This window comes from Rhodanobacter sp. G2-10 (assembly GCF_055809185.1).
In genome coordinates, this window is record NZ_CM147900.1 from 1,260,785 (window position 1) to 1,286,835 (window position 26,051).

25 protein-coding genes are annotated in these 26,051 nt (G+C 64.7%); 9 read left to right on the forward strand and 16 right to left on the reverse strand.

Annotated features, from left to right (window positions below; genetic code table 11):
* Positions 1 to 8: 8 nt before the first annotated feature.
* The 6 genes from AC0L58_RS05690 to AC0L58_RS05715 form a co-directional block, all read right to left on the reverse strand.
* Positions 9 to 2,090, reverse strand: a complete 2,082-nt coding sequence (locus tag AC0L58_RS05690) for a putative bifunctional diguanylate cyclase/phosphodiesterase (RefSeq protein ID WP_473687522.1) — start codon at positions 2,088 to 2,090, stop codon at positions 9 to 11.
* Positions 2,091 to 2,221: 131 nt separating this feature from the next.
* The gene (locus AC0L58_RS05695; protein ID WP_473687524.1) at positions 2,222 to 2,989 is read right to left on the reverse strand and encodes a proteasome-type protease; all 768 of its coding nucleotides are present in this window, start codon (positions 2,987 to 2,989) and stop codon (positions 2,222 to 2,224) included.
* 35 nt (positions 2,990 to 3,024) lie between these two features.
* Positions 3,025 to 3,837 (reverse strand): transglutaminase family protein, encoded by an 813-nt coding sequence (locus AC0L58_RS05700; RefSeq protein ID WP_473687526.1) that lies wholly within the window; start codon positions 3,835 to 3,837, stop codon positions 3,025 to 3,027.
* Positions 3,838 to 3,839: 2 nt separating this feature from the next.
* Positions 3,840 to 4,781 carry an alpha-E domain-containing protein gene (locus AC0L58_RS05705; protein WP_473687528.1) on the reverse strand — a complete coding sequence of 314 codons (942 nt, stop codon included), beginning with the start codon at positions 4,779 to 4,781 and terminating at the stop codon, positions 3,840 to 3,842.
* Positions 4,781 to 6,205 carry a circularly permuted type 2 ATP-grasp protein gene (locus AC0L58_RS05710; protein WP_473687530.1) on the reverse strand — a complete coding sequence of 475 codons (1,425 nt, stop codon included), beginning with the start codon at positions 6,203 to 6,205 and terminating at the stop codon, positions 4,781 to 4,783. The genes AC0L58_RS05705 and AC0L58_RS05710 overlap by 1 nt, the downstream gene beginning before the upstream one ends.
* A 122-nt stretch (positions 6,206 to 6,327) precedes the next feature.
* The gene (locus tag AC0L58_RS05715; protein WP_473687532.1) at positions 6,328 to 7,374 is read right to left on the reverse strand and encodes a hypothetical protein; all 1,047 of its coding nucleotides are present in this window, start codon (positions 7,372 to 7,374) and stop codon (positions 6,328 to 6,330) included.
* Between the two features lie 215 nt (positions 7,375 to 7,589).
* On the opposite strand from AC0L58_RS05715, the gene AC0L58_RS05720 reads away from it, so the two are divergent.
* Complete coding sequence (locus AC0L58_RS05720) at positions 7,590 to 8,261, forward strand: 2'-5' RNA ligase family protein (RefSeq protein ID WP_473687534.1); 672 nt, start codon at positions 7,590 to 7,592, stop codon at positions 8,259 to 8,261.
* 580 nt (positions 8,262 to 8,841) lie between these two features.
* A complete protein-coding gene (locus tag AC0L58_RS05725; protein WP_473687536.1) occupies positions 8,842 to 10,425 on the forward strand; it encodes a carbohydrate-binding protein in 1,584 nt (527 codons plus the stop codon).
* A gap of 104 nt (positions 10,426 to 10,529) precedes the next feature.
* Here the strand turns inward: AC0L58_RS05725 and AC0L58_RS05730 are convergent, their stop codons facing one another.
* Both AC0L58_RS05730 and AC0L58_RS05735 read right to left on the reverse strand, forming a co-directional pair.
* On the reverse strand, positions 10,530 to 11,468 hold the full coding sequence (locus AC0L58_RS05730) for a DMT family transporter (RefSeq protein WP_473687538.1): 939 nt from the start codon (positions 11,466 to 11,468) through the stop codon (positions 10,530 to 10,532).
* A gap of 77 nt (positions 11,469 to 11,545) precedes the next feature.
* Positions 11,546 to 12,076, reverse strand: a complete 531-nt coding sequence (locus tag AC0L58_RS05735; protein ID WP_473687540.1) for a protein tyrosine phosphatase family protein — start codon at positions 12,074 to 12,076, stop codon at positions 11,546 to 11,548.
* Between the two features lie 131 nt (positions 12,077 to 12,207).
* Between AC0L58_RS05735 and AC0L58_RS05740 the strand changes: the two genes are divergently transcribed.
* Positions 12,208 to 12,552: a zinc ribbon domain-containing protein YjdM gene (locus AC0L58_RS05740; RefSeq protein ID WP_473687542.1), complete on the forward strand. Its 345-nt coding sequence runs from the start codon at positions 12,208 to 12,210 to the stop codon at positions 12,550 to 12,552.
* Positions 12,553 to 12,564: 12 nt separating this feature from the next.
* Here the strand turns inward: AC0L58_RS05740 and AC0L58_RS05745 are convergent, their stop codons facing one another.
* Genes AC0L58_RS05745 through AC0L58_RS05760 form a run of 4 tightly spaced genes read right to left on the reverse strand, consistent with a single transcriptional unit; the run spans position 12,565 to position 17,382 of the window.
* Positions 12,565 to 14,052: an ABC transporter permease/substrate-binding protein gene (locus AC0L58_RS05745; RefSeq protein WP_473688602.1), complete on the reverse strand. Its 1,488-nt coding sequence runs from the start codon at positions 14,050 to 14,052 to the stop codon at positions 12,565 to 12,567.
* Positions 14,052 to 14,825, reverse strand: coding sequence for an ATP-binding cassette domain-containing protein (locus AC0L58_RS05750; protein ID WP_473687544.1), 774 nt, complete (start codon positions 14,823 to 14,825; stop codon positions 14,052 to 14,054). The genes AC0L58_RS05745 and AC0L58_RS05750 overlap by 1 nt, the downstream gene beginning before the upstream one ends.
* 48 nt (positions 14,826 to 14,873) lie before the next feature.
* A complete protein-coding gene (locus tag AC0L58_RS05755; protein WP_473687546.1) occupies positions 14,874 to 16,115 on the reverse strand; it encodes a putative bifunctional diguanylate cyclase/phosphodiesterase in 1,242 nt (413 codons plus the stop codon).
* 55 nt (positions 16,116 to 16,170) lie between these two features.
* Entirely contained in the window at positions 16,171 to 17,382 is a 1,212-nt protein-coding gene (locus AC0L58_RS05760) for an HD-GYP domain-containing protein (protein ID WP_473687548.1), read from the reverse strand.
* 114 nt (positions 17,383 to 17,496) lie between these two features.
* On the opposite strand from AC0L58_RS05760, the gene AC0L58_RS05765 reads away from it, so the two are divergent.
* Entirely contained in the window at positions 17,497 to 18,039 is a 543-nt protein-coding gene (locus tag AC0L58_RS05765; RefSeq protein WP_473687550.1) for a PepSY domain-containing protein, read from the forward strand.
* 24 nt (positions 18,040 to 18,063) lie between these two features.
* On the opposite strand, the gene AC0L58_RS05770 is transcribed toward AC0L58_RS05765, so the two are convergent.
* Positions 18,064 to 18,861 (reverse strand): alpha/beta hydrolase-fold protein, encoded by a 798-nt coding sequence (locus AC0L58_RS05770; RefSeq protein ID WP_473687552.1) that lies wholly within the window; start codon positions 18,859 to 18,861, stop codon positions 18,064 to 18,066.
* Between the two features lie 75 nt (positions 18,862 to 18,936).
* Here AC0L58_RS05770 and AC0L58_RS05775 point away from each other — a divergent pair, with 75 nt between their 5' ends.
* Entirely contained in the window at positions 18,937 to 19,626 is a 690-nt protein-coding gene (locus AC0L58_RS05775; protein WP_473687554.1) for a TrmH family RNA methyltransferase, read from the forward strand.
* Positions 19,627 to 19,654: 28 nt separating this feature from the next.
* Here the strand turns inward: AC0L58_RS05775 and AC0L58_RS05780 are convergent, their stop codons facing one another.
* Positions 19,655 to 20,257, reverse strand: coding sequence for a DsrE family protein (locus AC0L58_RS05780; protein ID WP_473687556.1), 603 nt, complete (start codon positions 20,255 to 20,257; stop codon positions 19,655 to 19,657).
* A 188-nt stretch (positions 20,258 to 20,445) separates the two neighbouring features.
* Here AC0L58_RS05780 and AC0L58_RS05785 point away from each other — a divergent pair, with 188 nt between their 5' ends.
* Both AC0L58_RS05785 and AC0L58_RS05790 read left to right on the forward strand, forming a co-directional pair.
* On the forward strand, positions 20,446 to 21,372 hold the full coding sequence (locus tag AC0L58_RS05785; protein ID WP_473687558.1) for an ABC transporter ATP-binding protein: 927 nt from the start codon (positions 20,446 to 20,448) through the stop codon (positions 21,370 to 21,372).
* Positions 21,369 to 22,130 (forward strand): ABC transporter permease, encoded by a 762-nt coding sequence (locus AC0L58_RS05790; protein ID WP_473687560.1) that lies wholly within the window; start codon positions 21,369 to 21,371, stop codon positions 22,128 to 22,130. Before AC0L58_RS05785 ends, AC0L58_RS05790 begins: the two co-directional genes overlap by 4 nt.
* 104 nt (positions 22,131 to 22,234) lie before the next feature.
* Here AC0L58_RS05790 and AC0L58_RS05795 read toward each other — a convergent pair whose 3' ends face one another.
* On the reverse strand, positions 22,235 to 22,924 hold the full coding sequence (locus AC0L58_RS05795) for a class I SAM-dependent methyltransferase (RefSeq protein ID WP_473687562.1): 690 nt from the start codon (positions 22,922 to 22,924) through the stop codon (positions 22,235 to 22,237).
* A gap of 273 nt (positions 22,925 to 23,197) precedes the next feature.
* On the opposite strand from AC0L58_RS05795, the gene AC0L58_RS05800 reads away from it, so the two are divergent.
* Positions 23,198 to 24,028 carry a DUF3014 domain-containing protein gene (locus tag AC0L58_RS05800; RefSeq protein WP_473687564.1) on the forward strand — a complete coding sequence of 277 codons (831 nt, stop codon included), beginning with the start codon at positions 23,198 to 23,200 and terminating at the stop codon, positions 24,026 to 24,028.
* A 16-nt stretch (positions 24,029 to 24,044) separates the two neighbouring features.
* Here AC0L58_RS05800 and AC0L58_RS05805 read toward each other — a convergent pair whose 3' ends face one another.
* Positions 24,045 to 24,494, reverse strand: a complete 450-nt coding sequence (locus AC0L58_RS05805; RefSeq protein ID WP_473687566.1) for a cupin domain-containing protein — start codon at positions 24,492 to 24,494, stop codon at positions 24,045 to 24,047.
* A gap of 135 nt (positions 24,495 to 24,629) precedes the next feature.
* Here AC0L58_RS05805 and AC0L58_RS05810 point away from each other — a divergent pair, with 135 nt between their 5' ends.
* Positions 24,630 to 26,042 carry an NfeD family protein gene (locus AC0L58_RS05810; RefSeq protein ID WP_473688604.1) on the forward strand — a complete coding sequence of 471 codons (1,413 nt, stop codon included), beginning with the start codon at positions 24,630 to 24,632 and terminating at the stop codon, positions 26,040 to 26,042.
* Positions 26,043 to 26,051: the final 9 nt, after the last annotated feature.

The window sequence follows — 26,051 nt, forward strand, 5'->3', positions numbered from 1 at the left end:
CCGGCCGGTCAGGCGGTGGCGGCGTCCGGCGCCGCTGCATGCTGTTCAAGCCAGCGGAGGAACTCGCTCGCGGGGATCGGGCGGCACACCAGGTAGCCCTGGATGGCATCGCAGTCGAGTTGTGCCAGCACCTCGCGTTGCTGCTCCGTTTCCACGCCTTCGGCGACCACGAACAACTGCTGCTCATGCGCGACCGCAATGATCGCCTTGATGAAGGGATCGGGCACACCGAGCTGCAAGGTTTCGACGAAAACCTGGTCGATCTTCAGCTCGTGCAGTGGCAACTTCTTCAGATGTCCCAGTGAGGCGTAGCCCGAGCCGAAATCATCGAGTGCAAAGCGAAAGCCCACGCTCGCCAGTTCACGCATCTTGTGCGCGAGATCGTCCGGGTCGTGCAACAGTGCGCTTTCGGTGATCTCGATAGTGATCTGCGTTGGCCGGGTGTGGGTGGCCTTGACGGTTTCGTGCACGGTGCGCACGAAGTCCTGGGCGAACAGCTGCCAGGGGCTGACGTTGATCGATACGCGTGCGCTGGCGACGGACTCCGGCCAGCTCTCGCGTTCGGTGCAGGCGCGGTGCAGCACGAAGCGTCCAATGGCATGAATCAGCCCGGTCTCCTCGGCGATCGGAATGAACTCGGCTGGTGAGATCAGGCCATGTTGCGGGTGGCGCCAGCGCAACAGCGCCTCGGCGGCAACGAAGTGCCCACCTGCGTCCAGCTGAGGCTGGTAATGCAACTCGAATTCGTCCCGCTCCAGCGCCAGTCGCAATCCTTTTTCCAGCAACAGACGCCGATCGGCCTGTATCTGCATCAGTTGCTCGAACACCACGGTGGTATTGCGGCCTGCGGCCTTGGCCTGGTGCAACGCCACGGCGACCTGGCGCAGCGCGGTATCGACATCGTTGGCCATGCCTGGCAGCAGCGCAATGCCGGCGCTCACGCCGATGGCCAGGTCATGCGCGTCGATGTTGAACGGTGCCGTGAGCCGTGCGGTCAGCGTACGTACGATTTCGCGGGCGGCCGCCGGCGGCGGCGAGTCGATCGGAAGCTTCACGTAGAGTGCGAACTCATCGCCGCCGTGGCGGGCAACCAGACTGTCCGGCGGCACGGTTGATACCAGGCGCGCTGCCACCGCGTTGAGCAGTTTGTCGCCGATGTCATGGCCGAGCGTCTCGTTGATGGTTCTGAAATGATCAAGATCCAACAAGATCAGTGCGCTGTCGGCGGTCTGTGCCTCTGCCAGCGCGCTCTGCACGTGCTCGCGCAGCGCCAGCCGGTTCGGCAGCTCGGTCACCGTATCGTGGTAGGCGAGCCGGCGCAGGCTGGATTCCACCTGTCGCCGGCGCTCCGTTTCGGCGCGCAGCTCATCGAGATTGCGGGCCAGCACGGCGGCACTTTGCTGCAGTTCCCGGCGCAGGTGATCGCCCATCAGCAGCACCAGCGAAAGAAAGGCAAGTGGCTCGTAGGTTACCGTTCGGAGGTCGGCACGACTGACGATCTCCGCGTGGATGGCGGCGGCACTCTGGATAAGCAGGAACAACGCCAGCGGCCAGGCGCGCGCGTTGTGCTTCCGCCACAGCGCAATGCAGGCGCCGATGGACCACACAAAAACCAGATCCTTGGCCATGAAATAGATGCCGAACAGTGGCGCCTTGCGGCCGAAGTAGTCGTTGACCTGCTCGCCCCACGGAAGCCTGATCGGGCCGTTCTTGACGATGTCCGAATAGATCACGCTGTTGGGCGAGAACATGTTGATGACGAGCAGTACACCAAACACGGCGCATGCGAGGCCGAGCCAGCGTCGCCAGTGGCGCAATCTGGTGTACAGACCCAGAAACCACACGGCGGTGGGAAAGACCAGGCAGGCAATGGCCAGCTGCCAGCGGATCAGCGAGCGTGCGGTGGGCAGGGCGTCGGTCTGGAAAATGGCCGCGGTCACCAGCAGGTAGCCGGCCAACAGCAGACTCAGGCAGCCGAATGCCTGGATCACCGGCTCGCGCCTTCCCGCCGTCCCTGCCAGTACGGCATGAATACCCGCGAACAGGCAGATGCCGCAGGCGACGAGCAGACTGGACACGTACAGAGTCATGGGTGGGTCATGCACGCCGACCGGCGATCACCCCCTTGGTGACCATCAAGCACGATGTTACCCCAGCGACAGCACCGGATGTGGTCTCCGGATTCTCACAGCTTGCAGGCGTGCCTGAGCGGGGCGTTTGCTCAGCGCCGGGTTGCGACGGGTGGGGCGTGGCCCAGCCAGTCGGGCGAGGGGATGTTCCGATGGGCCTCCGACAAGGCTGCCGACCAGCGTTCGCGGATCATCTGGAAGTAGCTGTCGCCTTCCTCGATGCGGTGGCTCTCGACCCCGTCGATGCTGTTGTTGCGATAAGTCAGCACATCCAGCGGCATGCCGACGCTGAGGTTGGAGCGCAGGGTGGAATCCATCGAGATCAGCGCCAGCTTCAGGCCGTCGGTCAACGAGGTGGCGGAGGTTACCGCGCGATCGAGGATCGGCTTGCCGTATTTGTGCTCGCCGACCTGCAGAAAGGGCGTGTCGCCGGTGGCTTCGATGAAGTTGCCGGCGGCATAGACCTGGAACAGGCGCATGGTGCGGTTGGCGATCTGGCCACCGAGCAGGATCGAGACGTCGAACGGCACGTCCTGTTCCTTCATCGCCTTGCCGTGGACGTCGTACACCTGACGTACGGCCTGGCTGACCAGGGCGGCGGCGCCGAACATGGTCGGCACGTCGAAGATCGTCTGCAGCGCGCCGGTGTCCGGGTGCGGCAGGCCTTCCTGGATCAGGTTGATCACCGCTTGCGACACCGCCAGGTTGCCCGCGGTCATGGTCGCTATCATGCGTTCGCCGGGGCGATGGAACTGCTGCAGCTTGGCGAAACAGGAAATGTTGTCCAGCCCCGCATTGGTGCGGGTGTCGGCCAGCATCACCAGGCCTTCGTCGAGAAACAGGCCTACACAATAGGTCACGCGCTACTCCTTGGATGGCAGGTGCGGATGGGCGCCTATTGTGCCTTTTGTCGCGACTCGGCGATGGATACCGCCACTTCCAGCGTCTCGGCCAGGCCACCCAGGCGCACGCCGCGTACCGGCGCGGCGTCGCGATAGTCGCGGCCGCAGCCTATCCGCACATAACGTTCGTCCGGCGACTGGCGGTTGGCCGCGTCGAACCCGACCCAGCCCAGCGCGTCGACGAAAATCTCGGTCCAGGCATGGCTGGCGGCCGCGCTATCGGCGATCGGGCACAGGTAGCCGCTCACGTAGCGGGCCGGGAATCCCAGCGAGCGGGCTGCCGCGATCAACACGTGGGCGTGGTCCTGGCATACGCCGGCACCGGCGGAGAAGGCGGCGGCCGCGGTGGTTTCGGCATCGGTCTGGTAGGGCAGGTAGTCGACGTGGTCGCGCACGCTGTTGCACAAGCGGTGCAATCGCTCGATCGGGTCAGCGCCTTCGTCGACAGCCGCTGCCATCCGGATGATTTCGTCGTTGCCTTCGGTCAGCGGCGTCGCAGCGAGGTAGAACACGGGCGGCAGCGACTCCTGCGGGTGCCCGTGCACGCCGTGGCGCTCGATGGTCTCCACCTCGCCGCGCACCGACAGCTGCACCGATTCCACGTTGCGGTCGATCGTGTGGGTCGCCACCGGGTTGCCGAAGCCGTCGTTGCAGGTCGGCTTCAGTGGCTTGCCGTCGACCGACACGCGCCACGCTTTCACGGTTTGTCCGGCGCTGGGCGCCGGCCACATGCGCAGCGCCTGGATGATCAGGCTGGCGGCCTGGTCGTAGCGATACGTGGTGTCGTGGACGATATGCAGTTGCATGGCTAAAACAGATGTCCCCTGGCGATCTGCGCGCCCAGCTCGGCGGTGCGCTCGATCAGTCGGGTGAGATATTCGTGCAGCCCCTGTTCGATGATGGTGTCGACGCTGGCGTAACGCAGGTCGGCATACAGCGCGTTGGCCTGGCGCTTGGCTTCGGCAACCAGTTGCGGATCCTGGCCCACGATTTCGTCCAGGTGCTGGGTGATCTGCTGGTAGCAGAACGTCAGCGAGCGCGGAAACACGCTGCTGGTGATCAACAGTTCGGCCACCCGCGCCGGCTCGACCAGTCCCTTGAACAGCACGCGGTAAGCGCGCCGCGCGCTGACCACGCGCAGGATCGCCAGCCACTGGTAGTAGTCGACCACGCCGCCGACATCGCTGACCCGCGGCAGGCGCACGTGGTACTTCACGTCGAGCAGGCGCGCGGTGTTGTCCGCGCGTTCGAGGAACTGGCCGGTGCGGGTGAAGTGGAAGCTGTCACGGCGCAGCATGTTGTTCGAGGTCACGCCGTGGAACAGGCTCACGCGCGCCTTCACCCAGTCGAGGAAATCGGCAAGCCGATCGGCGTCCATCGACTCGGCGCGATAGCTCGACAGCTCCTGCCAGCTGGCGTTCACCGCCTCCCACATGTCGGCAGTCAGCGAGGTGCGTACGGCGCGCGCATTGCGCCGCGCGGTTTCGATGCAGTTGACGATGGAGGAGGCGTTCTCCCGGTCGAACGCGAGGAAGCGGATGACGCTGGCCTCGTCGGCCTCCTCGTGGCGTGCGAAATAATCCTCGCGGCAACCGGCGGCGACGATCGCCGACTCCCATTCGTTGTTCGGTTGGCTGTCCACGCGCACCGCGCTCATGTGGCCGGCGACCTGCAGCAGGCGCGCCAGATAATCCGCGCGCTCCAGATAGCGCGCCAGCCAGAACAGATTGTCGGCAGTGCGTGCGAGCATCAGCTTTCCAGTACCCAGGTGTCCTTGGTGCCACCGCCCTGCGACGAGTTGACCACCAGCGAACCCTCTTTCAGGGCCACGCGGGTCAGTCCGCCCGGCACGATCCGTATTTCGTCGGCGCCACACAGCACGAAGGGGCGCAGGTCGACGTGTCGCGGCGCCACGCCGGCATCGACGAAGGTGGGCACGGTGGACAGCGCCAGGGTGGGTTGTGCGATGTAGTCGTTTGGCCGCGTTTTCAGCAGCGCGCGGAAGTTGTCCAGCTCGGCCTTGCTGGCGTGCGGCCCGACCAGCATGCCGTAGCCGCCGGAGCCGTGCACCGCCTTCACCACCAGCTGGTCAAGGTGATCGAGCACGTAGCGCAAGTCATCGGGTTTGCTGCAGTCGTGGGTGGGCACGTTGTTGAGCAGCGGTTCCTCGCCCAGGTAGAAGCGCACCATTTCCGGCACGTGGATGTACACCGCCTTGTCGTCGGCGATACCGGCACCCACCGCGTTGGTCAGGGTCAGGTTGCCGGCGCGATTGGCGAAGTGCAGGCCGGGCGCGCCGAGCATCGAGTCGGGGCGGAACACCAGTGGATCGATGTAGTCGTCGTCGACGCGGCGGTAGATCACGTCGACCCGTTCCAGCCCCGCGGTGGTGCGCTGATAGCAGACATCCTTGCTGACCAGCAGGTCGGCGCCCTCGACCAGGTCGATGCCCATCTCGTCGGCGAGGAAGGCGTGCTCGTAATAGGCACTGTTGTGGATGCCCGGGGTGAGCAGCACGATGGTCGGTTCACCGGGGCAGTTCGGCGGCGCCAGCGAGCGCAGCGTGGCCAGCAGCTGGTCGGGATAGTGCGCGACCGGCGCGACCTGGTTGTGACGGAACAGGTCGGGGAACAGGCGCAGCATTACCTCGCGGTTTTCCAGCATGTACGACACGCCAGACGGCGTGCGGCAGTTGTCTTCCAGCACGTAGTACTCGTCCGGTCCGGTACGCACCATGTCGATGCCGGCGATATGCGCGTACATCTGCCCGGGCAGATCGAGTCCGGCCATTTCAGGACGGAACTCGCTGTTGTGCAGGACCAGTCGCTCGGGCACACGGCCGGCGCGGATGATTTCGCGATCGTGGTACACGTCGTGCAGGAACGCATTGAGCGCCTTCGCGCGCTGCTCCAGCCCGCGTCGCAGGCGCTGCCATTCGGCTTGTGCCAGCACGCGCGGGATCAGGTCGAACGGAATCAGGCGCTCCGCATCACCGCCCTCGGTATACACGGCAAAGGTGATGCCGATACGGCGGAACAGAACCTCGGCTTCGCGACGCTTCAATGCCAACTGGTCGGCGGGAGTGGATTTCAGCCACGAATCGATCAGGGCATAGGGTGGCCGAACCGGCTCAGGCCAGCCCATCTCATCGAAAATGCTTGCAATTGACGGCATCTGCCACTCCCGAGCCGGCCTTTGACCGTGGCGGTCCACGCCGTGAATGTCAAGTCGGAAGGGAGTGTGGAGGCGCGCGCCGGCGACGGTGGGGCGCCATCGGGAGAGTGTGGAGCGGCCTGTCAGGGAAGAGTTGGCGTGACCGATGCGGACGCCGGTTGCTGCGGTTGCCAGTTTGCCGGGGGATCGAGCGGATAGCCCGCCGCATGCAGTACCGCGTCGAAGCCTTCCGCTTCATTCTCGTGCGCCAGCATGAGGCGGGCCTGCCGGGCTGGCGGCATCGCGGAGTGCATGTTCACGGCACGCAACTGATGCATCTTCCACTGCAGCAGGCGGCGCTGCGCAATTGCATCGTTGCGGTCCGCGTCATTGGCAGCGGTCCATTCCTGCAGTCGCAAGCCGATCATGTTGGTGACCAGCGAATCGCCGTGACGCAGCGAGGTGGCGATGGCGCGGCAAGCCTTGCGGCGCACTGCGGAAGTTGGCGCGACGGGTTTGCACGCCTCGACCAGATCCTGCATCGGGGGCATCGCGAAGGCAGTGACGAGATTTCCGGCCTGCACCAACCGCGCCACGTCGTGCGGTGTGCCACGCATGTCGGGAGCAGGTGGCATGCGCTTCAAGCCGGCGAGCAGGCGTCGACCCATCGACGTGAAGTGCATGTCGAAACTGGTGCTTTGCGCCATCCGGGCCAACACGGCGTCAATGCGTGCCTGGTCGGCGCGGGTTGATGCATCGTGCAGCGCAACGATCCAGAACATGCCGTTGTGCGGAGCGATGTGACGCATGCGCGCCTCGCGCTTCAGCGCATCGCAGCCTGGTTGCGCCGCGCAGGCGGTGATGTCGAGCAGGCCGATGTCGGTGGCCTGCGGCGCGGAGGCCACTGCCCGATCCAGCAGGTCCAGAGAGCGGGCCTGGGCATTCGGCAACTGTCCCGCGAGTACGCCGGCGGTCACCAGGGCATCGGTGTCCGGCATGGCGGACAGGGTCGTGACGCCCTCATCCATCCAGGCGGCATGGGCAGCAGCCCTGGCATCGGCCTGGGCTGCTTCGCGGGCCATGAGGGCGCCCGAGCTGAACATCATCAGGCCAAACAGGGCGGCGAACCGGCACGTCCATGATTGATGCATCGCGTGACTCCATTCCCGTGATAATTCCAATGAGTACAACCTGTTCAGGCCGCCTGTCAACGCGCGGATTGCCGTTGCCCTCACTGACGTCAGCCGCCGACGCCGCCAAGCGACGGGCGTCACAGCCATCCGTCCCGCGGAGGTAGTATCTTTGCCTGGGAGCTTGTGGGACTTGAGCTGGCCGGTCCGCGAATTCGTCTGTACCGCCGAATTCCCGTCAGGCTCCCAGGTCAACCGTCGCCAATGCGATTGCCGTGGAGGTACAGGCCATTCCGACCCCGTTGCCCCCCACTGAACTGCCCGCCGGCATCGACTATTTTTTTGCTGTGCGACCGGACGATCAGGCACGATCCGCGATCGCCCACGCGGCTGCGCGATTCCGCAAGGCGCAGCGGATCAGCGGCATTCCGGTGCCGGTCGAAAGCCTGCACCTGCTGCTGTGTCCGATGGGGCGAACCGAGTTGCTGCGGCAACCACTGGAACAGGCCTTGTTGGCCGCCGGTGCGGCAGTAGAGTCTGCCGGATTCGTAGTCACGCTCGATACCGCCATGCGTTGCATCGTCACGGGCGGGCAGTTTCCGTTTGTACTTTGCGCAGACTCGGTCTCGAGCCGATCCGTCCTGGCGTTGCGCAAGGCCATCGCCGAGGCGCAACGCCAGGTCGGTCTGCACGTCGGTGGTGTCTCCAGCTACTTGCCACATGTGGCGCTGCAGTTTGGGCCAGCGATCGACGCAATCGAAGAGTCGATCACGCCGATCCAGTGGCATGTGGGTGAGTTCCTGCTGCTGCGCAGTTTTTTCGGTCACTCCCAGCACGAAGTGATTGGCCGCTGGCCACTCGCCAGCGCGCCGGAGCCGGAGCCGATCGATATGCTGGCCGAGTTGGCCAATCTTCCTGATTTGCCTGATTTGCCTGACGACTACTGATTCGGTCGGGCCTGGGCGGGCGCCAACCCATCAGCGTCTTCGGTAATCCGGCGGCTGCCCGGAATCGACGTTCCCTGGTCATTGCTGCAATTCATGTCCTCGGGAGACTGCGCGAGAGATTCCCGCGTGTGGCTACGCTTATGAGATCGCTTTGCGGAGTCACTTGGTGGTCATGGTAGACACCGTTGTCATTCCATGCCTCGACATGCGCTGACATGAGCGTGGAGTCGCCGCATGCGGCTGCGTGTGAGCTGTCATCGCGCTTCCCTTGCTGCGCTGCCATGGTCTCGGCTTCCAGCCACATGATGGAAAAATTCCCGTAAATTTGCCGGTCAATGTCGCGGGTAGCGGCATGTGCCGATACGTGTCGCCTTTTGCGCCGACAGTCACGCTTTGGAAAATTTCCTATAGACAACGTTGTCATTCGAGTCTAATACGGAGTGATAGTAGTCATAACAAGCAGTACCCGGCACGGACGCGCAAGGTGACGGGATCCCCACCCGGATGCTGCAGGAATGCAGACATGCACTCGCCTTGAGAACCCACCCGTAGCGATGCAATTCATTACAGGAGACATCTCATGCATGTGAAACGATCTGCTTTGTGGTCAGGCTTGGCCTTGAGTGCGCTTGGCAGCGCCATGGGCACCGGCTTGTCGGTGGCTGTGCTTGCCGCAGTGCCGACACAGTCCGCGTTCGCCCAGTCCGTACCGGCCTGTGCCGCGGCGTGGGATGCGACGACCGCATACAGCGGCGGTGACGTGGCCAGCGAGAACGGCACGAACTTTCTGGCGAACTGGTGGACGCAAGGCAACGATCCAGCCACGGCCAGTGGGCCCACCGGCAGCGGCCAGCCGTGGACAGCGCAAGGTGTCTGCGGAGGCTCGTCCGGCTCCGGTGGCTCCGGTGGTTCCGGGAGTTCGGGCGGCTCGGGTGGCTCTGGCAGTTCAGGCTCGGGCGATTGCGACGCAGGGTGGAGTGCGGCCACGGCGTACAACGGTGGCGATCTGGTCAGCGAGGATGGCGTGAACTACTCGGCGAACTGGTGGACGCAAGGGGATGATCCGGCCACGCACAGCGGAGCGACCGGTTCCGGCCAACCCTGGACTGTCGTCGGATCGTGTACTGGCACGGGCGACGGAGGTGGCGGCGATACGGGCGGTGGTACCGGCGGTGGCAGTGGCGGTGGCACGGGTGGCGGTTCGGGCTCGGCCAGCGGCTTGCTGTTCAGTCCGTACAAGGACGTCACGATCAATCTGAACTGGAACACCAACACCATGCGGACCGCCGTGACCGGCACCCCGATTCCGGTGGTCGGTGCCGGTAGCCTGGTGGCCACCCAGCTACCGAATCTGGGAGCCATCACCTTGGCGTTCGCCTCCGGCGAGTGCGGCAGCGAGAGCTGGGGCGGCATTCCTGCGGCGAACTTTGCCAGCGCGAACATCCAGCCGCTGGTCGACGCGGGCGTGGATTACGTGGTTTCGACCGGCGGGCAGGCTGGTTCCTTCACCTGTTCCACGCCATCGGGCATGGCCCAGTTCCTGGCTCGCTACATGTCACCCCACATGGTCGGCGTGGATTTCGACATCGAAGGTGGCCAGACCCAGGCGCAGATCAACAGCCTGGTATCGAACGCTGCCTATGCGCACACCTTGTATCCCGACCTGCGCTTCTCGTTCACGCTGGCCACGCTGGCGTCGTCGGATGGCAGTTACGGTGGCTTGAACGGCGTGGGTGACATGGTGGTACGGGCCGTCCAGGCGGCCAACCTGCCGAACTACACGATCAACCTGATGGTGATGGATTTCGGCGGTGCCAGTCCCGGCGTCTGCGTGGTATCCAACGGCAAGTGCGACATGGGGCAGTCGGCGATCCAGGCGGTGGTCAACCTGGAGCACACCTACGGCATCCCGGCTGACCACATCGAACTCACCCCGATGATTGGCGTGAACGACGTGAGCAGCGAAGTGTTCACCACGGCTGATGTCGACACCGTCACCTACTATGCCGTGAGTCAGGGCCTGGCGGGTTTGCACTACTGGTCGCTGGACCGGGATACGCCGTGCGCCGGAAACAACGACCATGCCTCGCCGATCTGCAACTCGGTCAGCGGCAGCACCCCGCTGCAGTACACCGACCGCTTCCTGCAGGATCTCGGCCGCTGAGAGACTGGATGATTTCCGGCTGACCCGTTGCGCATGGATGGCCATGCGCGTGGCTTGCCCGCCCGGCATCGATCGATGCCGGGCGGTGTCCATGCCCGGTGCGATCAGATCGGTGGTTCGGCGCGTGCGGCAGGCAGTGCCCGGCGCTGCTGCCTGGCCAGGCTGTGCTCGCGCTGGGCTATGTACAGGCTGGCGCCGATGATGATGGCGGCGCCTGCCACGGTGTAGCGGGTCACTTGCTCGCCAAAGATCCACCATGCCAGTCCGGCCACGATCAGCAGTTGCAGGTAACTGAAAGGGGCCAGCAGCGAGGCGTCGGCCATGCGCAAGGCGCGCGTCCAGCAATAGTGTCCGCCGGTGCCGAGTGCGCCGGAAAGCACCAGCCACGGCCAGATGTCCGGGTGCGGCCACTGCCACACGGTCAGTGCCGCGGGCAGCGAGAGTGGCACCCACAGCAGGCTGGTCAGCAGCACGATGCGGTCGGCCGGCTCGCTGCCGGTCAGCGACTTGATGCTGATCGTGACCGCACCGGACATGCATGCGGCGAACAGCGCGACCAGACTGGCGGCGGTGAACGCGGCGCTGCCCGGGCGCACGATTACCAGCACGCCGATGAAGCCAATCAACACGGCACTCCAGCGTCGGCGGCGCACGATCTCACCCAGGAACAGCACCGCGCCGATGGTGACAAACAGCGGTGACGAGTACGACAACGCCACCGCTTCGGCCAGCGGCAGGTTCACGATCGCCCAGAAGCCGGCCAGCATGCTGCCCATGCCCAGAACGCAGCGCACCACGTAGAAGCCCAGCCTCGGCGTACGCAGCAAGGTCCATCCGTGTGCATACAGCAACGGTAGTGCGAACAGCGCGCCGAACGCGCTGCGGAAGAACGTGATCTGAAACGGGTGCAGCTGTGCGGAGGCAAGGCGGATCACCACCGCCATCAGCGCAAACAGGCTGGCGCTGGCCAGCATCAGCAGCACGGCCCGCAGCGGCAGCGGCGAGGTGAGTGGCAGCGTTGAGGGCGTTGGATTCAGTGCCATGCCGAGAAACGTGGGAGGTGGCGCATGGTATCCCGGATGACCGTCCCGGTAGCTTGGTGCCTGATCGGTGCAGCGGGTTATGGTACGTCGCCGGACCAGGTTTGCAGACGCTGGCGCACGGCCGGTTCCAGGCTCTTCAAGCCCCAACGGCGACCTTCGGCCATGGCGGCCTCGCTCGACCGGCCATCAACGAGGAAGGCGCGCAGGGCGATCATTGCGCCGACGCGGTTGCTGCTGGCGCAGTGGACCAAGGTGGGCTGGCCTTTCGCATCGTTCAGTAATTTGTCGAATTTCAGGACGTTTTCACGAGTCAGCGCGCTGGCGCCGGCAATCGGCAGGTGGTGGTAGGCAATGCCGGCGTCCCGCATGGCGGCGGCTTCGTCGAAATCCGGTGTTTCGGCATCGAGCCTCAGGTTGATGACCTGTTCGATGCCGGCGTGTTTCAGCGCGGCCATGTCGGTGGACTGCAATCCGCCTGACGCCACCCGGTGCGGCGCCGGAAACGAAACGTTCGGCAAGTCGGCCAGGGCGACGTCGGCTGGCGTGGCGGCAGACGTGGCGAGCGGGGTGGCGACCAGTGCCAGGGAGAACATCAGGGATCGGAACATGGCGCTTATCTCGCAGCGGACTTGAGACAGGATAGCGGAGTCGAGCGCAGCGATCGCGGCAAGCCCGAAGGCCGGTCGCGGCCGCGCCGCTATACTGCATGGCTACCATGGCCTGTTTGAGGGTTCGACCCATGTCTGATGTTCCCTCTTGTCCGCTATGCGCGATGGAGAACACCTATCCCGATGGCGACAACTACGTCTGCGCGGACTGTGGTCATGAGTGGCCGATGGCCATGGGCGAATCCCACGCCGAGGCCGCGCCGCTGGTGCGTGACGTCAACGGCAATGTACTGAGCAATGGCGACTCGGTCACGGTGATCAAGGACCTGAAGGTGAAGGGCTCCTCGATCCCGTTGAAGCAGGGAACGATCATTCGCAACATTCACCTGGTCGAGGACGACGTCGAACACATCGAAGGCCACTCGGACAAGATCAAGGGCCTGGTCTTGAAGGCGTGTTTCCTGAAGAAGGCCTGATTCGGCACCGGCCTACTGACGTGGCTGCAGGCGCAGGCCGCGCGGGGTAAGCGCCCGCTCGACGAGTTCGAACATCCCTTGCACCAGCAGGGCCAGAATCGCTGCAGGTATCGCACCCTGCAGGATCAAGTCGATGTCGTCCAGCCGAATGCCGGTCAGGATCGGCTGGCCGTAACCACCGGCACCGATCAGCGCGGCGAGGGTGGCGGTGCCCACGTTGATCACGGCGGCGATCTTGATGCCGGCCAGGATCGAGCGCGTGGCCAGCGGCAGCTCGATCCTCCACAGGCGCACATGACGTGGCAGTCCCAGCGCGGCGGCCGACTCGCGCAACTCGGGTGCGATGCCGACCAGGCCGGCGTGCGTGTTGCGCACGATCGGCAGCAGGCTGTACAGGAACAGGGCGGCGATCGCGGGCCAGCGGCCGATGCCGAGCAAGGGGATCATGAACACGAACATGGCCAGCGACGGTACCGTCTGCAGGATGCCGGTGGCGCCGATCACCAGTTGCCCCAGCCGGCGCAGGCGCGCGGCCAGGATGCCCAGCGGGATCGCCAGCAGCAGCGCCAATCCCAGCGAAATCGCCACCAGTTCGATGTGCTCCACGCTGCGCTGACGCAGGCGTTGCCACAGGCCGTGCCGGCCCGCTTCGACATGCGTGCCGAGGAAGTCGGCGGCAACATCGGTGTCGCTGCGGCCGTGGAGTTTCACCGCCGCGTTCATGCGGCGCATCGTGTCTTCGTCGATGCGGCCGGCGAGCTTCTGCAGTGCGGACAGGAAGGCCGGTGCGCTTTGCTTCAGTGACAATCGATACAGGTAGACCGCCTCGTAGCGCGGAAAGTAGTGACGGTCATCGACCAGCGTGCGCAGGTGGTAGTAGGGGATCTCGGCGTCGGTGCTGTACAGGTCGATCGCGTCCACTGCGCCGCTGGCCAGGGCCCGATAGGACAAGGCGTGATCCAGGCCGCGCACGTCGCCCTGCGGCAATGCGTAGGCGCTGCGCAGGCCGGGCCAGCCATCGCCGCGATCCATGAATTCGTTCGAGAAACCGAAACGGAGTTTCGGGTGATCGCGCAGATCGGAAATTCGCCTGATGCCCAGCCGTGCTGCTTCCTTGTCGCGCATGCCGATGGCATAGGTGTTGTCGAAGCCGAGCGCATCGGTGATGCCGATGCCCAGCGGTTTCAGCTTGGCGCGCAGGGCGGCGATGTCGGCGTCGGCCGGTACGCCCTTGAGCAGCTCCTGGGTCAAGGTGCCGGTGTATTCCGGGTATACGTCGATATCGCCTTGCTGCAAGGCCTTCCACAGGATGCTGGTGCCGCCAAGCTCGCGCCGGTGCACTGCATCCACACCGGCATCGCGCGCACTGAGCCGCGCGACTTCACCCAGGATCACCGACTCGGTGAACTGTTTGGAGCCGATGCGCATCGGCTGCGCGGTCGCCAGCGCCGGCCACGTGCACAACGCGGCGAGCAGGAACATGGCGCCTATATTCCGCATCACGAGCGCTCCGGCAGATGGCGCTGTGCCTGCACGAACTGGCGAACGAACTCGCTGGCCGGGCGATCGCGCAGATCCTCGAATGTCCCGTCCTGTACCACGGCGCCTTCGCGCAGCAACACCAGGCGGTCGGCGAACCAGGCGGCTTCGGTCAGGTCGTGGGTGACCACGATCACGGTCTTGCCGAGCCGGTCGAAAAGGTGTTTCAGTTCGTCCTGCAGCTCATGCCGCACGATCGGATCGAGTGCACCCAGCGGTTCATCCAGCAGCAACGCGTCGGGGTCGGCCATCAACCCGCGCATCAGTGCGACCCGCTGGCGCTGGCCGCCGGACAGTTCGGCCGGATAGCGGTCGAGCGCGCCGGACGGCAGATGGGTCAGCGCCGCCAACGAATTCACGCGCTCGCGGATGCGGTCGGCGCTCCAGCCCAGGTGCCGCGGCAACAGGGTCAGGTTGCCCAGCGCGGTGAGATGGGGGAACAGGCCGCCCTCCTGGATCACGTAGCCGACGCGTCGTCGCAAGGCGAGCACGTCGGCGACCTCAAGCACGCGGCCATCTATCCGCACGCAGCCGTGGTCGGACCACTCCAGGCCCAGCAGCAGACGCAGTATCGTGGACTTGCCCGAACCGCTGCTGCCGATCAGCGCGGTGGTGCTGCCTGCGGCGAACTCCAGGTCGATCCGCTCGAGCGCGACCACCTGTCCGTAGCGTTTGTCGGCCTGCTCGATGCTGAAGCGGATGCCCGCCGTTTCAGCGGGCTGCCCGGCGGACATCGGCTCCGGTTCCGTTGGGATCGGGACGCCACCGCAAGCGCTCCGGCGTCACGGCGAGTCTCCCTCATCGGCGAATCGCGCGATGAAGTCCGCCGCCGGCTCGGGCCGACCCAGGTGAAAGCCCTGGCCGAAATCGCAGCCCATGTCGGTCAGCATCGTCCTGGTGGCGGCGTCCTCGATGCCCTCCGCGGTGGTCGACAAGTCCATGTGATGGGCCATGTTGATGATGGCGCTCACAAGTTTGGCGGTGTGCACTTCGCGGCGCATGCCGGCAACCAGCGACTGGTCGATCTTCAGCTCCGTGGCCGGGAACTGCCTGAGGTAGGCAATCGAGGAGTAGCCGGTGCCGAAATCGTCGATCGCGATGCGGATGCCCTGGTCGCGCAGACGTCGCAGCACTTGCACGCTGACTTCGAGATCGTTGACCAGGGTGGTTTCGGTGATCTCCACGATCACCGAGGTCGGCGGCACGCCCCAGATCTCCAGCGCGCCGATCAACTGCTCGACCACGCCTGCACGCGACAGCACGCGCGGCGAGAAGTTGATGGCGAAGCCCAGCTTCTGCCGGGGCGGCAGGCTGGCGACATGACGCAGCGTGGTGTTGACGCTCCAGCGGGTGAGTACCGATATCAGGTCACTCTGTTCGGAAAACGGGACGAAGTTGGCTGGCGAAACCTCGCCGTGATTCGGACTGCTCCAGCGGGCCAGCGACTCGGCGCCGGCGATGCGGTTTTCCTGCAGGTCCCAGATCGGCTGGAAGAATACCTGCAGGCGGTTGGCGTCCAGCGCCTCGCGCAATTCGTCGTAGAAGATCTCGATCTGCGTGTCGTGCGGTTCGTAGATCACGCAGAGCTCGCCGCGTCGCTGTGCCTCGTCCAGCGCCATGCTGGCACGACGACACAAACGATCGGCGCTCGGGCCGTGCTCGGGATACAGCGCCACGCCCATGACCGGTCGCACCAGCCAGGGCGAGATCGTGCCGGTCAGCGGCTGCTCGAACGCCTGGGTCAGGCGTGCGCTTGCCAGCAATGCATGGTTGTGACTGAGCATGGCTGGCAGCAGCACCACGAAGCTGTCGTCACCGGCACGGAAAACGCGATCGACCGGGCGCAGCGAGTGCTGGATCAGCGCTTGCGCGGTGTCCTCGGCTTGTTCGCCCTGGGCGTAACCGAAGCGCAGATTGATTTCGCGCAGCCCCAGTACGCGCAATACGAGTATCGCGAAACGCTCACCGGCATTCGCCTGGATGTGCGCCTCGATCTCACTGAAGATTTGTTGGCGGTTCAACATGTGCCGACGGCAGGTCCCTGGCAGCGGAGTGGATCGGGGCGCACGAACATCATCATTACAGGAAGAACTGGTTCGCATCGATACCATAATCGCCGACAGCCAGGCCGCGCACGATGTCGATATTGTCCTTGTCGCCCAGCTTCATCAGATCGACTGGCCGGAAATCGCTCAGCGGCTGCTTGTTCGGCGCGCTCAGGATGGCCACCCGCGGGCGCAGCCGGCGGATCTGGTTCTGCGCCATCACGATCGCGATCTCGCCAGTGCTCAACTCGACCAGCGAACCGGTAGGGTACACGCCCAGGCAGACCTGGAACTGCTCGACCATCTCGGCCTGGTACAACCGGTTGCGCGCGGCATAGATCTGCTGCAGCGCCTGGTGGCGCGAGATCGCGGCGCGGTAGGGGCGCGCGCTGGACATCGCGTCGTAGCTGTCGATGATGCCGAGCATGCGTCCGGTGATCGGAATCGTGTGGCCGGACAGGCCCTCGGGATAGCCACTGCCGTCATGCCGTTCGTGATGGGTGCGCACGATGTCGAGCACATCCAGGTTGGCGATGCCTGCATCGTCCAGCAGGGTCAGGCCATGATCGACATGCGAACGGATCACGTCGACTTCGCTTGGTGCCAGCGAGCCCTGGTACTGCAGCAGGTCCTCGGGCAGGCGGGTCTTGCCCACGTCCATCAGCAGGCCGCCGGCGGCCAGGCTGAAAATCGTCTCCTCGTCGAAGCCCATGTGCCGCCCGAAAGCCGCGGCCAATCCGCTGCAGCTGATCGCGTGGCTGTAGGAGTAGCTGTCGCTGCGGCGCAGCCCCTCGACCAGGAAAAACGCATCGGCGCTGCGCAGCACGGTGTCCACCAGCGGACGCACGGCCTGCTCGACGTGTTCGACCGACAGCTCGCGGCCGCTGGTGATGTCCTCGAACAGGCCATCCACAATGCGCGAGGCATTGTCGAGCGCGGCACGCGCCCGGGGAGCCTCCTCCTCGACCGGCGCAAGATCGGCATATCTCGTACTGCTGCTGAAGCGATAGCGCGATACGTCGGTACGGGTGAGTGCTGGCGGCGTATCCGGCGGAACCGCACGCCGGGTGTCGATGTAGACCTCGCGGCACAGACGCTGCAGGGTCTCGATATCCTCCAGCCGGGTCAGCGCGACGCCCTGCAACAGGAATGGCGTATCTTCCCAAGGCCGGTCGAGTCGGCACACGAACATGCCGAGCTGCAGCTCGGCCACATCAATGCGGCGCTCTTCGATTTCAAAAGGCACGCTCTCGCTCCAACCTTGAACCATGGGCCAGCGCTGGATTGCCGTCGCATTCCGACGGCAGTTGGCTGGCACCGCGGATGAGCGTAGCAGCAGTTCGGATCACGGCGCCATCGGATGACTGCAGCAAGCGGACGCGGTTACCCTGTGCCACCTTTTCCGCACGATGTCGATGCCATGTTGCTGGGCCACCGCCTCCTCAAGATCATCCGGACCTTCCACCTTTACCTTGGCGTGTTCACGGCTCCGACGCTGCTGTTTTTCGCGGTGACGGGTGGCCTGCAAACGTTCAGCCTGCACGAGACCAGTCGCGGCAGCAGCTACACCCCGCCCACGTGGCTGGTCAGCATGGCGCAACTGCACAAGAAGCAGACCCTCGTGGTCTCGCCGAAGAAGCACCGCCAGCCACCGACGGCGACTGCAGCGTCGCAGCCATCAGCGGCTGCAGCTTCGTCCGTCATGCAACGAACTGAAAGCGACAAAAGGCCAGGGAAGAACCTGTTGCCGATGAAGATATTCTTCGCGGTGGTCGCGCTGGGCTTGTTGGTGTCGGTGCTGAGCGGACTCTGGATGGCCTGGCGTTTCAGCCGCAGGCCGGGGGTGTTTGGCGGCGTCCTGGTCGGAGGCATCGTGGCCCCGATCCTGTTGTTGCTGCTGTGAGCGTAAGTTGTGGCGGGCTGGTGGTCAACGCGGGGGAACGTCACCTGCTGATGCCGCCATCATCAGTTTGCGCAGGGCCGGCTTCCACAGCGTCCAGTCATGGCGACCGGGCAGCATGAATACATGCCCGGTCGGCAAGTACGGGCTCATCAGTTCGATCGCGTCGCGGAAGCGCTCGCTGGCGCCGTAGGCCAGCCACACCGTCCGGGTGCGTGCCGGACGGGTCGACCAGTGCTGCAGATAGCGCCACAGCTCGTGCTGGAACGTGTCCGGTCCGATCGCTTGCGACGGCCCGGCCTGCCAGGTCGCCAGCCCGCCAGCGTCGCGGATCTCGCGCTGGATCGCCGTATCGCCCAGATAAGGTGACAGCAACAACATGCCATCGACCTGGCCAGGATAGGCGCGATCGTAGAGCAGGCTGCCGAATCCGCCGAGCGAGATGCCGGCCAGCCATATCTGGCGATGGCCTTGTGACTGCAGCGGTGCGATGACTTCATCGTGCAGGCGGCTCGTCGCCAGTCCGGCGCGATACCAGGGCATCGTGAGCCCGGTGAGTACCACATCCGCATCAGGCCACGCTTGCTGGATCAGCTGCGCCACGTCTTGCTTCTGCAAACCGGCAAGATCGTCGCCGCGTCCGGGCAGCATCACCACCACGCGATGCGCCGCCTGCGGCGCACGAATCAGTTGCGTCGGGATCGGTCGCGTCACATCGCCGCCGGCAGCACAGGCGCCAAGCAGCGCAACGGCAAGCATTAACAGGCTGCCTTGCCAGCAGTGCCGCCAACCGGTCACGACGGGATGCTTGAGTATGGCGTTCATGACGATGGAGCTTAGGGCAATGCCGATCGAGTATCGACTGCGCTGACTTGTCCGGCGCTCTGCCTGGCGGTTGGCATGCTTGTCTATCGGTACGGCGCACAGCCGGTCGACGAAGTATGGCCCGCAAGCGCCGCCGCGTGGCCAGATGGCGTGACGGTACGGCGGTCGACCGGTTCAGTGTGGCTCCGGCGCAGCTGTGCCGATCCGGGCGCCTGCCGCATAATCGTCATCGCGCCACCGGGACTGACCGTGCAGAACATCCAGCTGGACCACTCACATCATCGACCCGCGCAGAGCGCGGTTTCGCTGTGTTATCTGGCGCACGATCTCGATCTGCCGATGAACGTGGGCAGCCTGTTCCGGATTGCGGACGCGCTGGGCGTGGAAAAAATCCACCTCACCGGCAGGTCGGCAGTGCCACCCAACAGCAAATTGAGAAGGACTTCGCGCGCGGCAGAAAAACATGTGCCTTTCAGCCATGCGCCGGATCCCATACCGGTCCTGCACGAGCTCAAGGCCAGCGGGTATCGCATCATAAGCCTGGAACTGACCAGCGCCAGCATCGATGTGCGCAAGCTGGTGGTACAGGCGTCGGACCGGATCTGCCTGGTGCTGGGGTCGGAAAACACCGGCGTGTGTCAGGCCTTGCTGGATCTTTCCGAGCAAGCGGTGCATATCCCGATGATCGGGCTCAATTCGTCGATGAACGTGGCGACTGCCTGTGCCATCGCCACGTTCGAGATCAGCAAGGCGTTCCGCACCTGATTCGTGCGCGCGCCGCCGACTGGTCGTCCTACAGCTGCATGTAGCTGTAGCCGCGCTGGCCATAGACCACGAAATCGCTCAATGCCGACAGCGACACCGTGACATCCGGGCCAATGTCCTGATCGCTGAGTCCGTTTTCCGCCAGTGCCTGGCTGCACACGAGCAGGGTGACGCCAGCCTGCTTCAGTGCGTGCAGGATCGGCAGGTTGGGATTGTCGGTCTTGAACAGCTTGCGGTATTCGGCGTTGCTGGCCGCCGCGTAGCTGGCTTCGCCGTTCAGCACCGCCACGACATGCACATGCGAGGGCGGCACCCTGGCGAAACCCATCAGGTTCACGGTGCGCGCCAGTCGCTGCAGCGAGCCGTACACCTTGTGATGATCCTTGTCGCCGTGGATCACGTCCACGATCACCTTGTAGTCGGCCGCAGGATCGGGTTGCACGGCGGCGTCGGGCCTGGGATGCACCCGGCCGAAGCCCTTGATCACCGGATACACCCAGGTGGTTTCCGGTGCCGAGGCGGCAGCGGCGGGATGGGTGCTGGAGCTTGTGGCAAGGGCTGGCAGCGGCAGCATCAGCAAGACAAATAGCGGGCAGGCAAAAAAACGGGCGTACGGAAACTTCCTGATCATCGGCATCCCCTCGCATACCGCCGGGCGCGGCTTGAGGACGATACTCCTGCGCGTTGCCGCCTGTCCCGTGTCTTGGCACCGGCCGCGGTGGCGGTCCGGTTTGTCAGCATCTTCGCTTCGCATGCTGGTAGCGCCGGGCGTGCCGGCATACCATCAGCCGTCCATCGAACCACCATTGCGGAGGCTGCGTGCCGCCCATCATTTCCGTCGAACAACTCAGCAAGACCTATGCCTCCGGCTTCCAGGCGCTGAAACCGATCGACCTGGAGATTCGCAAAGGCGAAATCTTCGCGTTGCTGGGCCCCAACGGTGCCGGCAAGACCACCCTGATCAGCATTGTCTGCGGCATCGTCAATCCGACCGGGGGCAGGGTGATTGCCGATGGCCATGACGTGGTGCGCGACTACCGCGCCGCACGCATGAAGATCGGCCTGGTACCGCAGGAGCTGACCACCGATTCGTTCGAGACGGTATGGAACACGGTGAGCTTCAGCCGTGGCCTGTTCGGGCGGGCGGCCAACCCCGCACATATCGAGAAGGTGCTGCGGGACCTCTCGCTGTGGGACAAGAAAGACAACAAGATGATCACCCTGTCCGGCGGCATGAAGCGCCGGGTGATGATCGCCAAGGCGTTGTCGCACGAGCCGCAGATCCTGTTCCTGGACGAACCCACGGCCGGCGTCGACGTGGAGTTGCGTCGGGACATGTGGGCGATGGTGCGCGCGCTGCGCGCCAGCGGCGTCACCATCATTCTCACCACGCACTACATCGACGAGGCCGAGGAGATGGCCGATCGCATCGGCGTGATCAACAAGGGTGAGCTGATCCTGGTCGAGGAGAAGGCGGAGCTGATGAACAAGCTCGGCCGCAAGCAGCTGACCCTGCAGCTGCAGGACGTGCTGCAGACCATTCCGGCCGCGCTTGACGATTATGCGCTGGAACTTTCGGACGATGGCCAGCAGCTGGTCTACAGCTTTGATGCACAGGACGAGCACACCGGCATCGACACCCTGCTGCGACGGCTGGCCGAGCTCGGCATCAACTTCAAGGATCTCAAGACCAGCCAGAGTTCGCTGGAGGACATCTTCGTCGACCTGGTCAGGGAGCGCGCATGAACATCCACGGTATCCGGGCGATCTACGGCTTCGAGATGGCGCGCACGCGGCGTACCCTGTTGCAGAGCATCGTTTCGCCGGTGATCTCCACCTCGCTGTATTTCGTGGTGTTCGGCGCGGCGATCGGCTCGCACATGAACGGCATCGACGGGGTCAGCTATGGCGCCTTCATCGTGCCGGGGCTGGTGATGTTGTCGCTGCTGACGCAGAGCATTTCCAACGCCTCATTCGGCATTTATTTTCCGAAGTTCGTCGGCACGATCTACGAGATCCTGTCGGCACCGGTGTCGCCCTTCGAGATCGTGGCCGGTTACGTCGGTGCGGCGGCGAGCAAGTCGATCATCCTGGGCGCGATCATCCTGGTCACGGCGCGGCTGTTCGTCGACTTCCAGATCGAACATCCCTTGTGGATGGTGGCCTTTCTGGTGCTTACCGCGGTGACCTTCAGCCTGTTCGGTTTCATCATAGGCATCTGGGCGGACAACTTCGAAAAGCTGCAACTGGTGCCGCTGCTGATCGTGACGCCGCTGACCTTTCTCGGCGGCAGCTTCTATTCGATCCACATGCTGTCGCCGTTCTGGCAGAAGGTCACCCTGTTCAATCCGGTGGTGTACCTGATCAGCGGGTTTCGCTGGAGTTTCTATGGGGTTTCCGATGTCAGCATCGAGATCAGCCTTGGCATGACCCTGGTGTTCCTGGGTGTCTGTCTGGGGCTGGTGTGGTGGATTCTTCACAGCGGGTATCGGTTGAAAGCCTGAGAGCCGGCGGGCGGAGCCCGCCCTACGCGCGCGAACCGCACCTGCGTGCAGGAATCGTCACGTACGCGCGGGAATCGTAGGGCGGGCTCTGCCCGCCGAATCGCCTATTGAACGGTTGCCGTCACTCCGTTGGCCATCACGTCACCACGCCGGTAGCTGAGCAGGCGGCCACGGAATGGTTCGACGTCGGTCTCGTTGAAGCGGCTGCGCAATTCGATCACGGTGAAACCCTGGCCGGCCAGCGCACGGGTGAATGGAGCACTGTTGCCGCGACCGGGGTCGGTGATCAGCACCTCGGCGTCGGGCTGCGCATGTCGCTGCACGATCGCCGCCAGCAGGCTGGCGTGTCCGGTTTCGTAGAGGATGTCGCTGCCGATGATCAGGTCAAAACGGCCCAAGGTCGTGTCGGGTACTTCCCAGCGCAGGTCGCGGTAGGCGATGGCCGGCAAATGGTTCTGCGCGGCGTTGTGGCGCAGGAACAGGGCCGCCAGCGGATGGTGGTCGCTGGAGGTGATGTCGGCTCGGCGCTGCTGCAGGACCAGGCTGGACAGGCCCAGCCCGCAGCCGAGCTCCAGGATGCGCTTGCCGGTGACGTCGTGACTGCACATCGCCTCCGCCAGCACGCGTCCAGCCGGCCAGACCTGGCCAAACAGGCTCCACTGCGCGGACGAGATGCCGATCCCTTCGGCCAGCAGCAGCGGGTCGGCAAACTGCTGCAGGTCGCTCAGTGCCCGGATGTGGAAATCCCGGCTGCCGAGGCGTACCACGAGTTCGCGGGTTTGATAGCCGGGCATGGGCGCTCCCTGGCAGGGCAGACCACCGACAGGTGGGCCGGCGGGTCGTGCATGAATGGGAGCTTGGCGTTGGGCGCCGATGAGACAACGAGTTGAATCCGGAACGTGATCATCTTATCCGCCCGCGTGCGAAGAAAGCGTTGCCGCGGATCAAGCTGAATGACAGGGTGCTTGATGAACGTTTTTTGCTTGAGCGAGTCAAAAGGGCATCGAGACGCAACTACGGGGAAGATCATGGGCAGGCAGGCATCAACAGCTAGCTGGGTCGCTGCAATGGTGGTGGTATTGGTGGTGGTCGTGGCAGGCGGGTTTCTCGCATACAAGGCCATGCATGAGGATCGATCGATAGCGCCTCCACCCGTCACCGCGGCGCCCGGTGCAACCGTTCCCGCGACCGCACCAATCCAGCATCCGATTGCGCAGGCACAGACGGCTCCGGCCGCGGCATCCACGGCAGCGTTGCCTGCGTTGGACGAAAGCGACGCCGACGTGACAGCTGCGCTGCAGCGATTGGCGGGCAACAGCGAACTGGCTTCGCTGCTGGTGCGACCGCAGTTGATCGCACGCATCGTGGCGAGTATCGACGCGATGCCCGGTCGCAGCCTTGGCGGCTACATGTTGCCGGCCCGCACGCCAAAGGGTGACTTCGTCACCCTGGAAGTCGACGGCAAGACAGTCATCGCCGAGACCAATGCCGCCCGCTACGTTCCGTACATGACCATCGTGGAGCAGGTTGATCCGCAGGCGTTGGTCAGCTGGTATGTGCACGCCTATCCGCTGTTCCAGCAGGCCTATCAGCAGCTTGGTTATCCGAAAGGCTATTTCAACGATCGCCTGATCGCGGTGATCGACAATCTGCTGGCCGCACCGGAACCGAGCCAGCCGCCTGCGCTGCAGCGCTCCGACAAGGGCTATTACGTCTACGCCGATCCGAACCTGGAGGCGCTATCGTCCGGACAGCGCCTGCTGCTGCGCACGGGCTCGGCCAATGAGGCGAAAATCAAGGACAAGCTGCGAGCCATCCGCAGCCTGCTGATCGGTCAGCATCTGCAACCGGCCGTGCCGACCACCGTGGTGCGCCCCGCAAGCGCGGGCAGCCACTAAGATGGCTTCACCCGTATCACGGATACGGCGAGCCGTCCTTGTGTGAATACACGGCGCCGTCCCAGTGCAGGTCGACGTCGGGATAGTGGCAGCGATCGTTCTTGCTGCGCGTTCCGATCTCCAGATAAACGGCCACCTGGTTGCTGCGATTGATCAGGTGGTGGCCGTCAGCGTGATTCTTGGGGAACGCCGCACAATCATTGGCCATCAGGGGCAGTTCGCCGGCGTCAGTCACCAGTACCAGCTCGCCGGACAGCACATAGACGAATTCATCTTCGTGGGTATGCCAGTGCCGTTGGCTTGACCAGCCGCCGGGCGGCAGCTGGGTGAGGTTGACGCCGAAGTCGGTGAGACCACCGGCGTCGCCCAGGGCCTGCTTGATGCGAGCGCCGGCGGCTGCTGCAAACGGTGCTGGATAACCCGATCCCTTGCGCTCGGGTACCTGCGAAATGTCGATCCGGGCCATTTGATTCTCCGCGTTCCGGCCGTGTCTTGTCGTGTCTGCAGCCATTGGTTCAGCTGGTTCGCGCAATTTACCAGTTTCTGCATGCGGGACAGGCTACAGTGGGCCAACGTCGCGAACGTGGTGGAGGCTGGAATCATGCTGCGTGGCAGTTGGCTGTTCGGAGTGATGTTCTGCTGCATGCTGCCGTTGCTGGCGGCGAATGCCGACACGGCGCCTGTCGGCGCACCGGCGGCGAATTCGGCCGAGGTGGCCCGGATCACCCTGGATGGCCCGATCGGGCCGGCCGCCGCCGAGTATTTCGACGATGCCTCGCAACGCGCGGTGACCGACGGCGCGACGGCGATCGTGTTGCAGCTGGACACCCCGGGCGGCCTGTCTGAGTCGATGCGCCAGATCATCTCGCGCATGCTGGCCAGTCCCGTGCCGGTGCTGGTCTACGTCGCGCCGGGCGGCGCCCGCGCCGCCTCGGCCGGCACTTACATTCTCTACGCCGGGCAGATCGCCGCGATGGCACCGGCCACCCACCTGGGCGCGGCCACGCCGGTGTCGCTCGGCGGCGCCACGCCGATGCCGCTGCCGAAGGCCGACGAGCCGCCGGCCAAGGCCGGTTCCACGGCGCCGGCCAAGCCGGACCAGGCCGCCGGTGGCGCCGAATCGAACAAGGCGTTGAACGATGCGATCGCCTACATACGCTCGCTGGCGCAGCTGCGCGGGCGCAATGCGGAATGGGCCGAACAGGCGGTGCGCGGTGCGGCCACGCTGACGGCGAGCGAAGCTGCGCAGCAGCACGTGATCGACTTCGTGGCCAGCGACATGAGCGACCTGCTGGCCAAGGCCGACGGACGCAAGGTGAAGCTTGGCGAACGCACTGTCACGCTGCAGCTCAAGGGCGCCTCGGTTCGTGACTACGCGCCGGGCGCAAGGACCCGCTTCCTGGCCATCATCACCAATCCGACGATTGCCTATCTGCTGCTGCTCGGCGGCATTTTCGGCCTGGCCCTGGAAGCCATGCATCCCGGCGCGATGTTGCCGGGCATTGTGGGCGCGATCAGCCTGCTGGTCGGGTTGTATGCATTGCAACTGCTGCCCGTGAACTACGCCGGACTGGCGTTGATGGCACTGGGCATCGGCCTGCTGGTGGCCGAGGCGGTCAATCCCACGGTAGGCGCCTTCGGCGTGGGTGGCTTGGTATCGTTCGTGATCGGATCGGTGATGCTGATGAAAACAGGTGTGCCCGGCTATGCAGTCAACCTTGGCGTGATCGCCGGTATCGCGGTGAGCTTCGCGGCCTTGCTGGGCATCATCGTATGGTTGGTGTTCCACGCGCGCCGGGCCAGCCTGTTCACCGGCGACGGCGCGATGGTTGCCGATACCGGCCGCTTGCTGGAGGCAATCGACGAGAACGGCGAGGGCTGGATGATGTTGCAGGGCGAGCGCTGGCGCGTGCACAGCACTGCCGCGCTGCCTGTCGGCGCCAGGGTGCGCGTGGTGTCGCGGCAGGGACTGCTGCTGCGGGTCGAGCCGGTGCAGGCCAAAGCGGACGTTTGATGGGGCAGG

Bases quoted from the DNA above. Each gene is read 5' to 3' on its own strand.
- AC0L58_RS05690 (WP_473687522.1), bottom strand. From the start codon at position 2,090: ATGACTCTGTACGTGTCCAGTCTGCTCGTCGCCTGCGGCATCTGCCTG.
- AC0L58_RS05700 (WP_473687526.1), bottom strand. From the start codon at position 3,837: ATGCAACTGCATATCGTCCACGACACCACGTATCGCTACGACCAGGCC.
- AC0L58_RS05705 (WP_473687528.1), bottom strand. From the start codon at position 4,781: ATGCTCGCACGCACTGCCGACAATCTGTTCTGGCTGGCGCGCTATCTG.
- AC0L58_RS05710 (WP_473687530.1), bottom strand. From the start codon at position 6,205: ATGCCGTCAATTGCAAGCATTTTCGATGAGATGGGCTGGCCTGAGCCG.
- AC0L58_RS05725 (WP_473687536.1), top strand. From the start codon at position 8,842: ATGCATGTGAAACGATCTGCTTTGTGGTCAGGCTTGGCCTTGAGTGCG.
- AC0L58_RS05730 (WP_473687538.1), bottom strand. From the start codon at position 11,468: ATGGCACTGAATCCAACGCCCTCAACGCTGCCACTCACCTCGCCGCTG.
- AC0L58_RS05735 (WP_473687540.1), bottom strand. From the start codon at position 12,076: ATGTTCCGATCCCTGATGTTCTCCCTGGCACTGGTCGCCACCCCGCTC.
- AC0L58_RS05740 (WP_473687542.1), top strand. From the start codon at position 12,208: ATGTCTGATGTTCCCTCTTGTCCGCTATGCGCGATGGAGAACACCTAT.
- AC0L58_RS05745 (WP_473688602.1), bottom strand. From the start codon at position 14,052: ATGCGGAATATAGGCGCCATGTTCCTGCTCGCCGCGTTGTGCACGTGG.
- AC0L58_RS05750 (WP_473687544.1), bottom strand. From the start codon at position 14,825: ATGTCCGCCGGGCAGCCCGCTGAAACGGCGGGCATCCGCTTCAGCATC.
- AC0L58_RS05755 (WP_473687546.1), bottom strand. From the start codon at position 16,115: ATGTTGAACCGCCAACAAATCTTCAGTGAGATCGAGGCGCACATCCAG.
- AC0L58_RS05765 (WP_473687550.1), top strand. From the start codon at position 17,497: ATGACTGCAGCAAGCGGACGCGGTTACCCTGTGCCACCTTTTCCGCAC.
- AC0L58_RS05770 (WP_473687552.1), bottom strand. From the start codon at position 18,861: ATGAACGCCATACTCAAGCATCCCGTCGTGACCGGTTGGCGGCACTGC.
- AC0L58_RS05775 (WP_473687554.1), top strand. From the start codon at position 18,937: ATGCTTGTCTATCGGTACGGCGCACAGCCGGTCGACGAAGTATGGCCC.
- AC0L58_RS05780 (WP_473687556.1), bottom strand. From the start codon at position 20,257: ATGATCAGGAAGTTTCCGTACGCCCGTTTTTTTGCCTGCCCGCTATTT.
- AC0L58_RS05790 (WP_473687560.1), top strand. From the start codon at position 21,369: ATGAACATCCACGGTATCCGGGCGATCTACGGCTTCGAGATGGCGCGC.
- AC0L58_RS05795 (WP_473687562.1), bottom strand. From the start codon at position 22,924: ATGCCCGGCTATCAAACCCGCGAACTCGTGGTACGCCTCGGCAGCCGG.
- AC0L58_RS05800 (WP_473687564.1), top strand. From the start codon at position 23,198: ATGGTGGTGGTATTGGTGGTGGTCGTGGCAGGCGGGTTTCTCGCATAC.
- AC0L58_RS05805 (WP_473687566.1), bottom strand. From the start codon at position 24,494: ATGGCCCGGATCGACATTTCGCAGGTACCCGAGCGCAAGGGATCGGGT.
- AC0L58_RS05810 (WP_473688604.1), top strand. From the start codon at position 24,630: ATGCTGCGTGGCAGTTGGCTGTTCGGAGTGATGTTCTGCTGCATGCTG.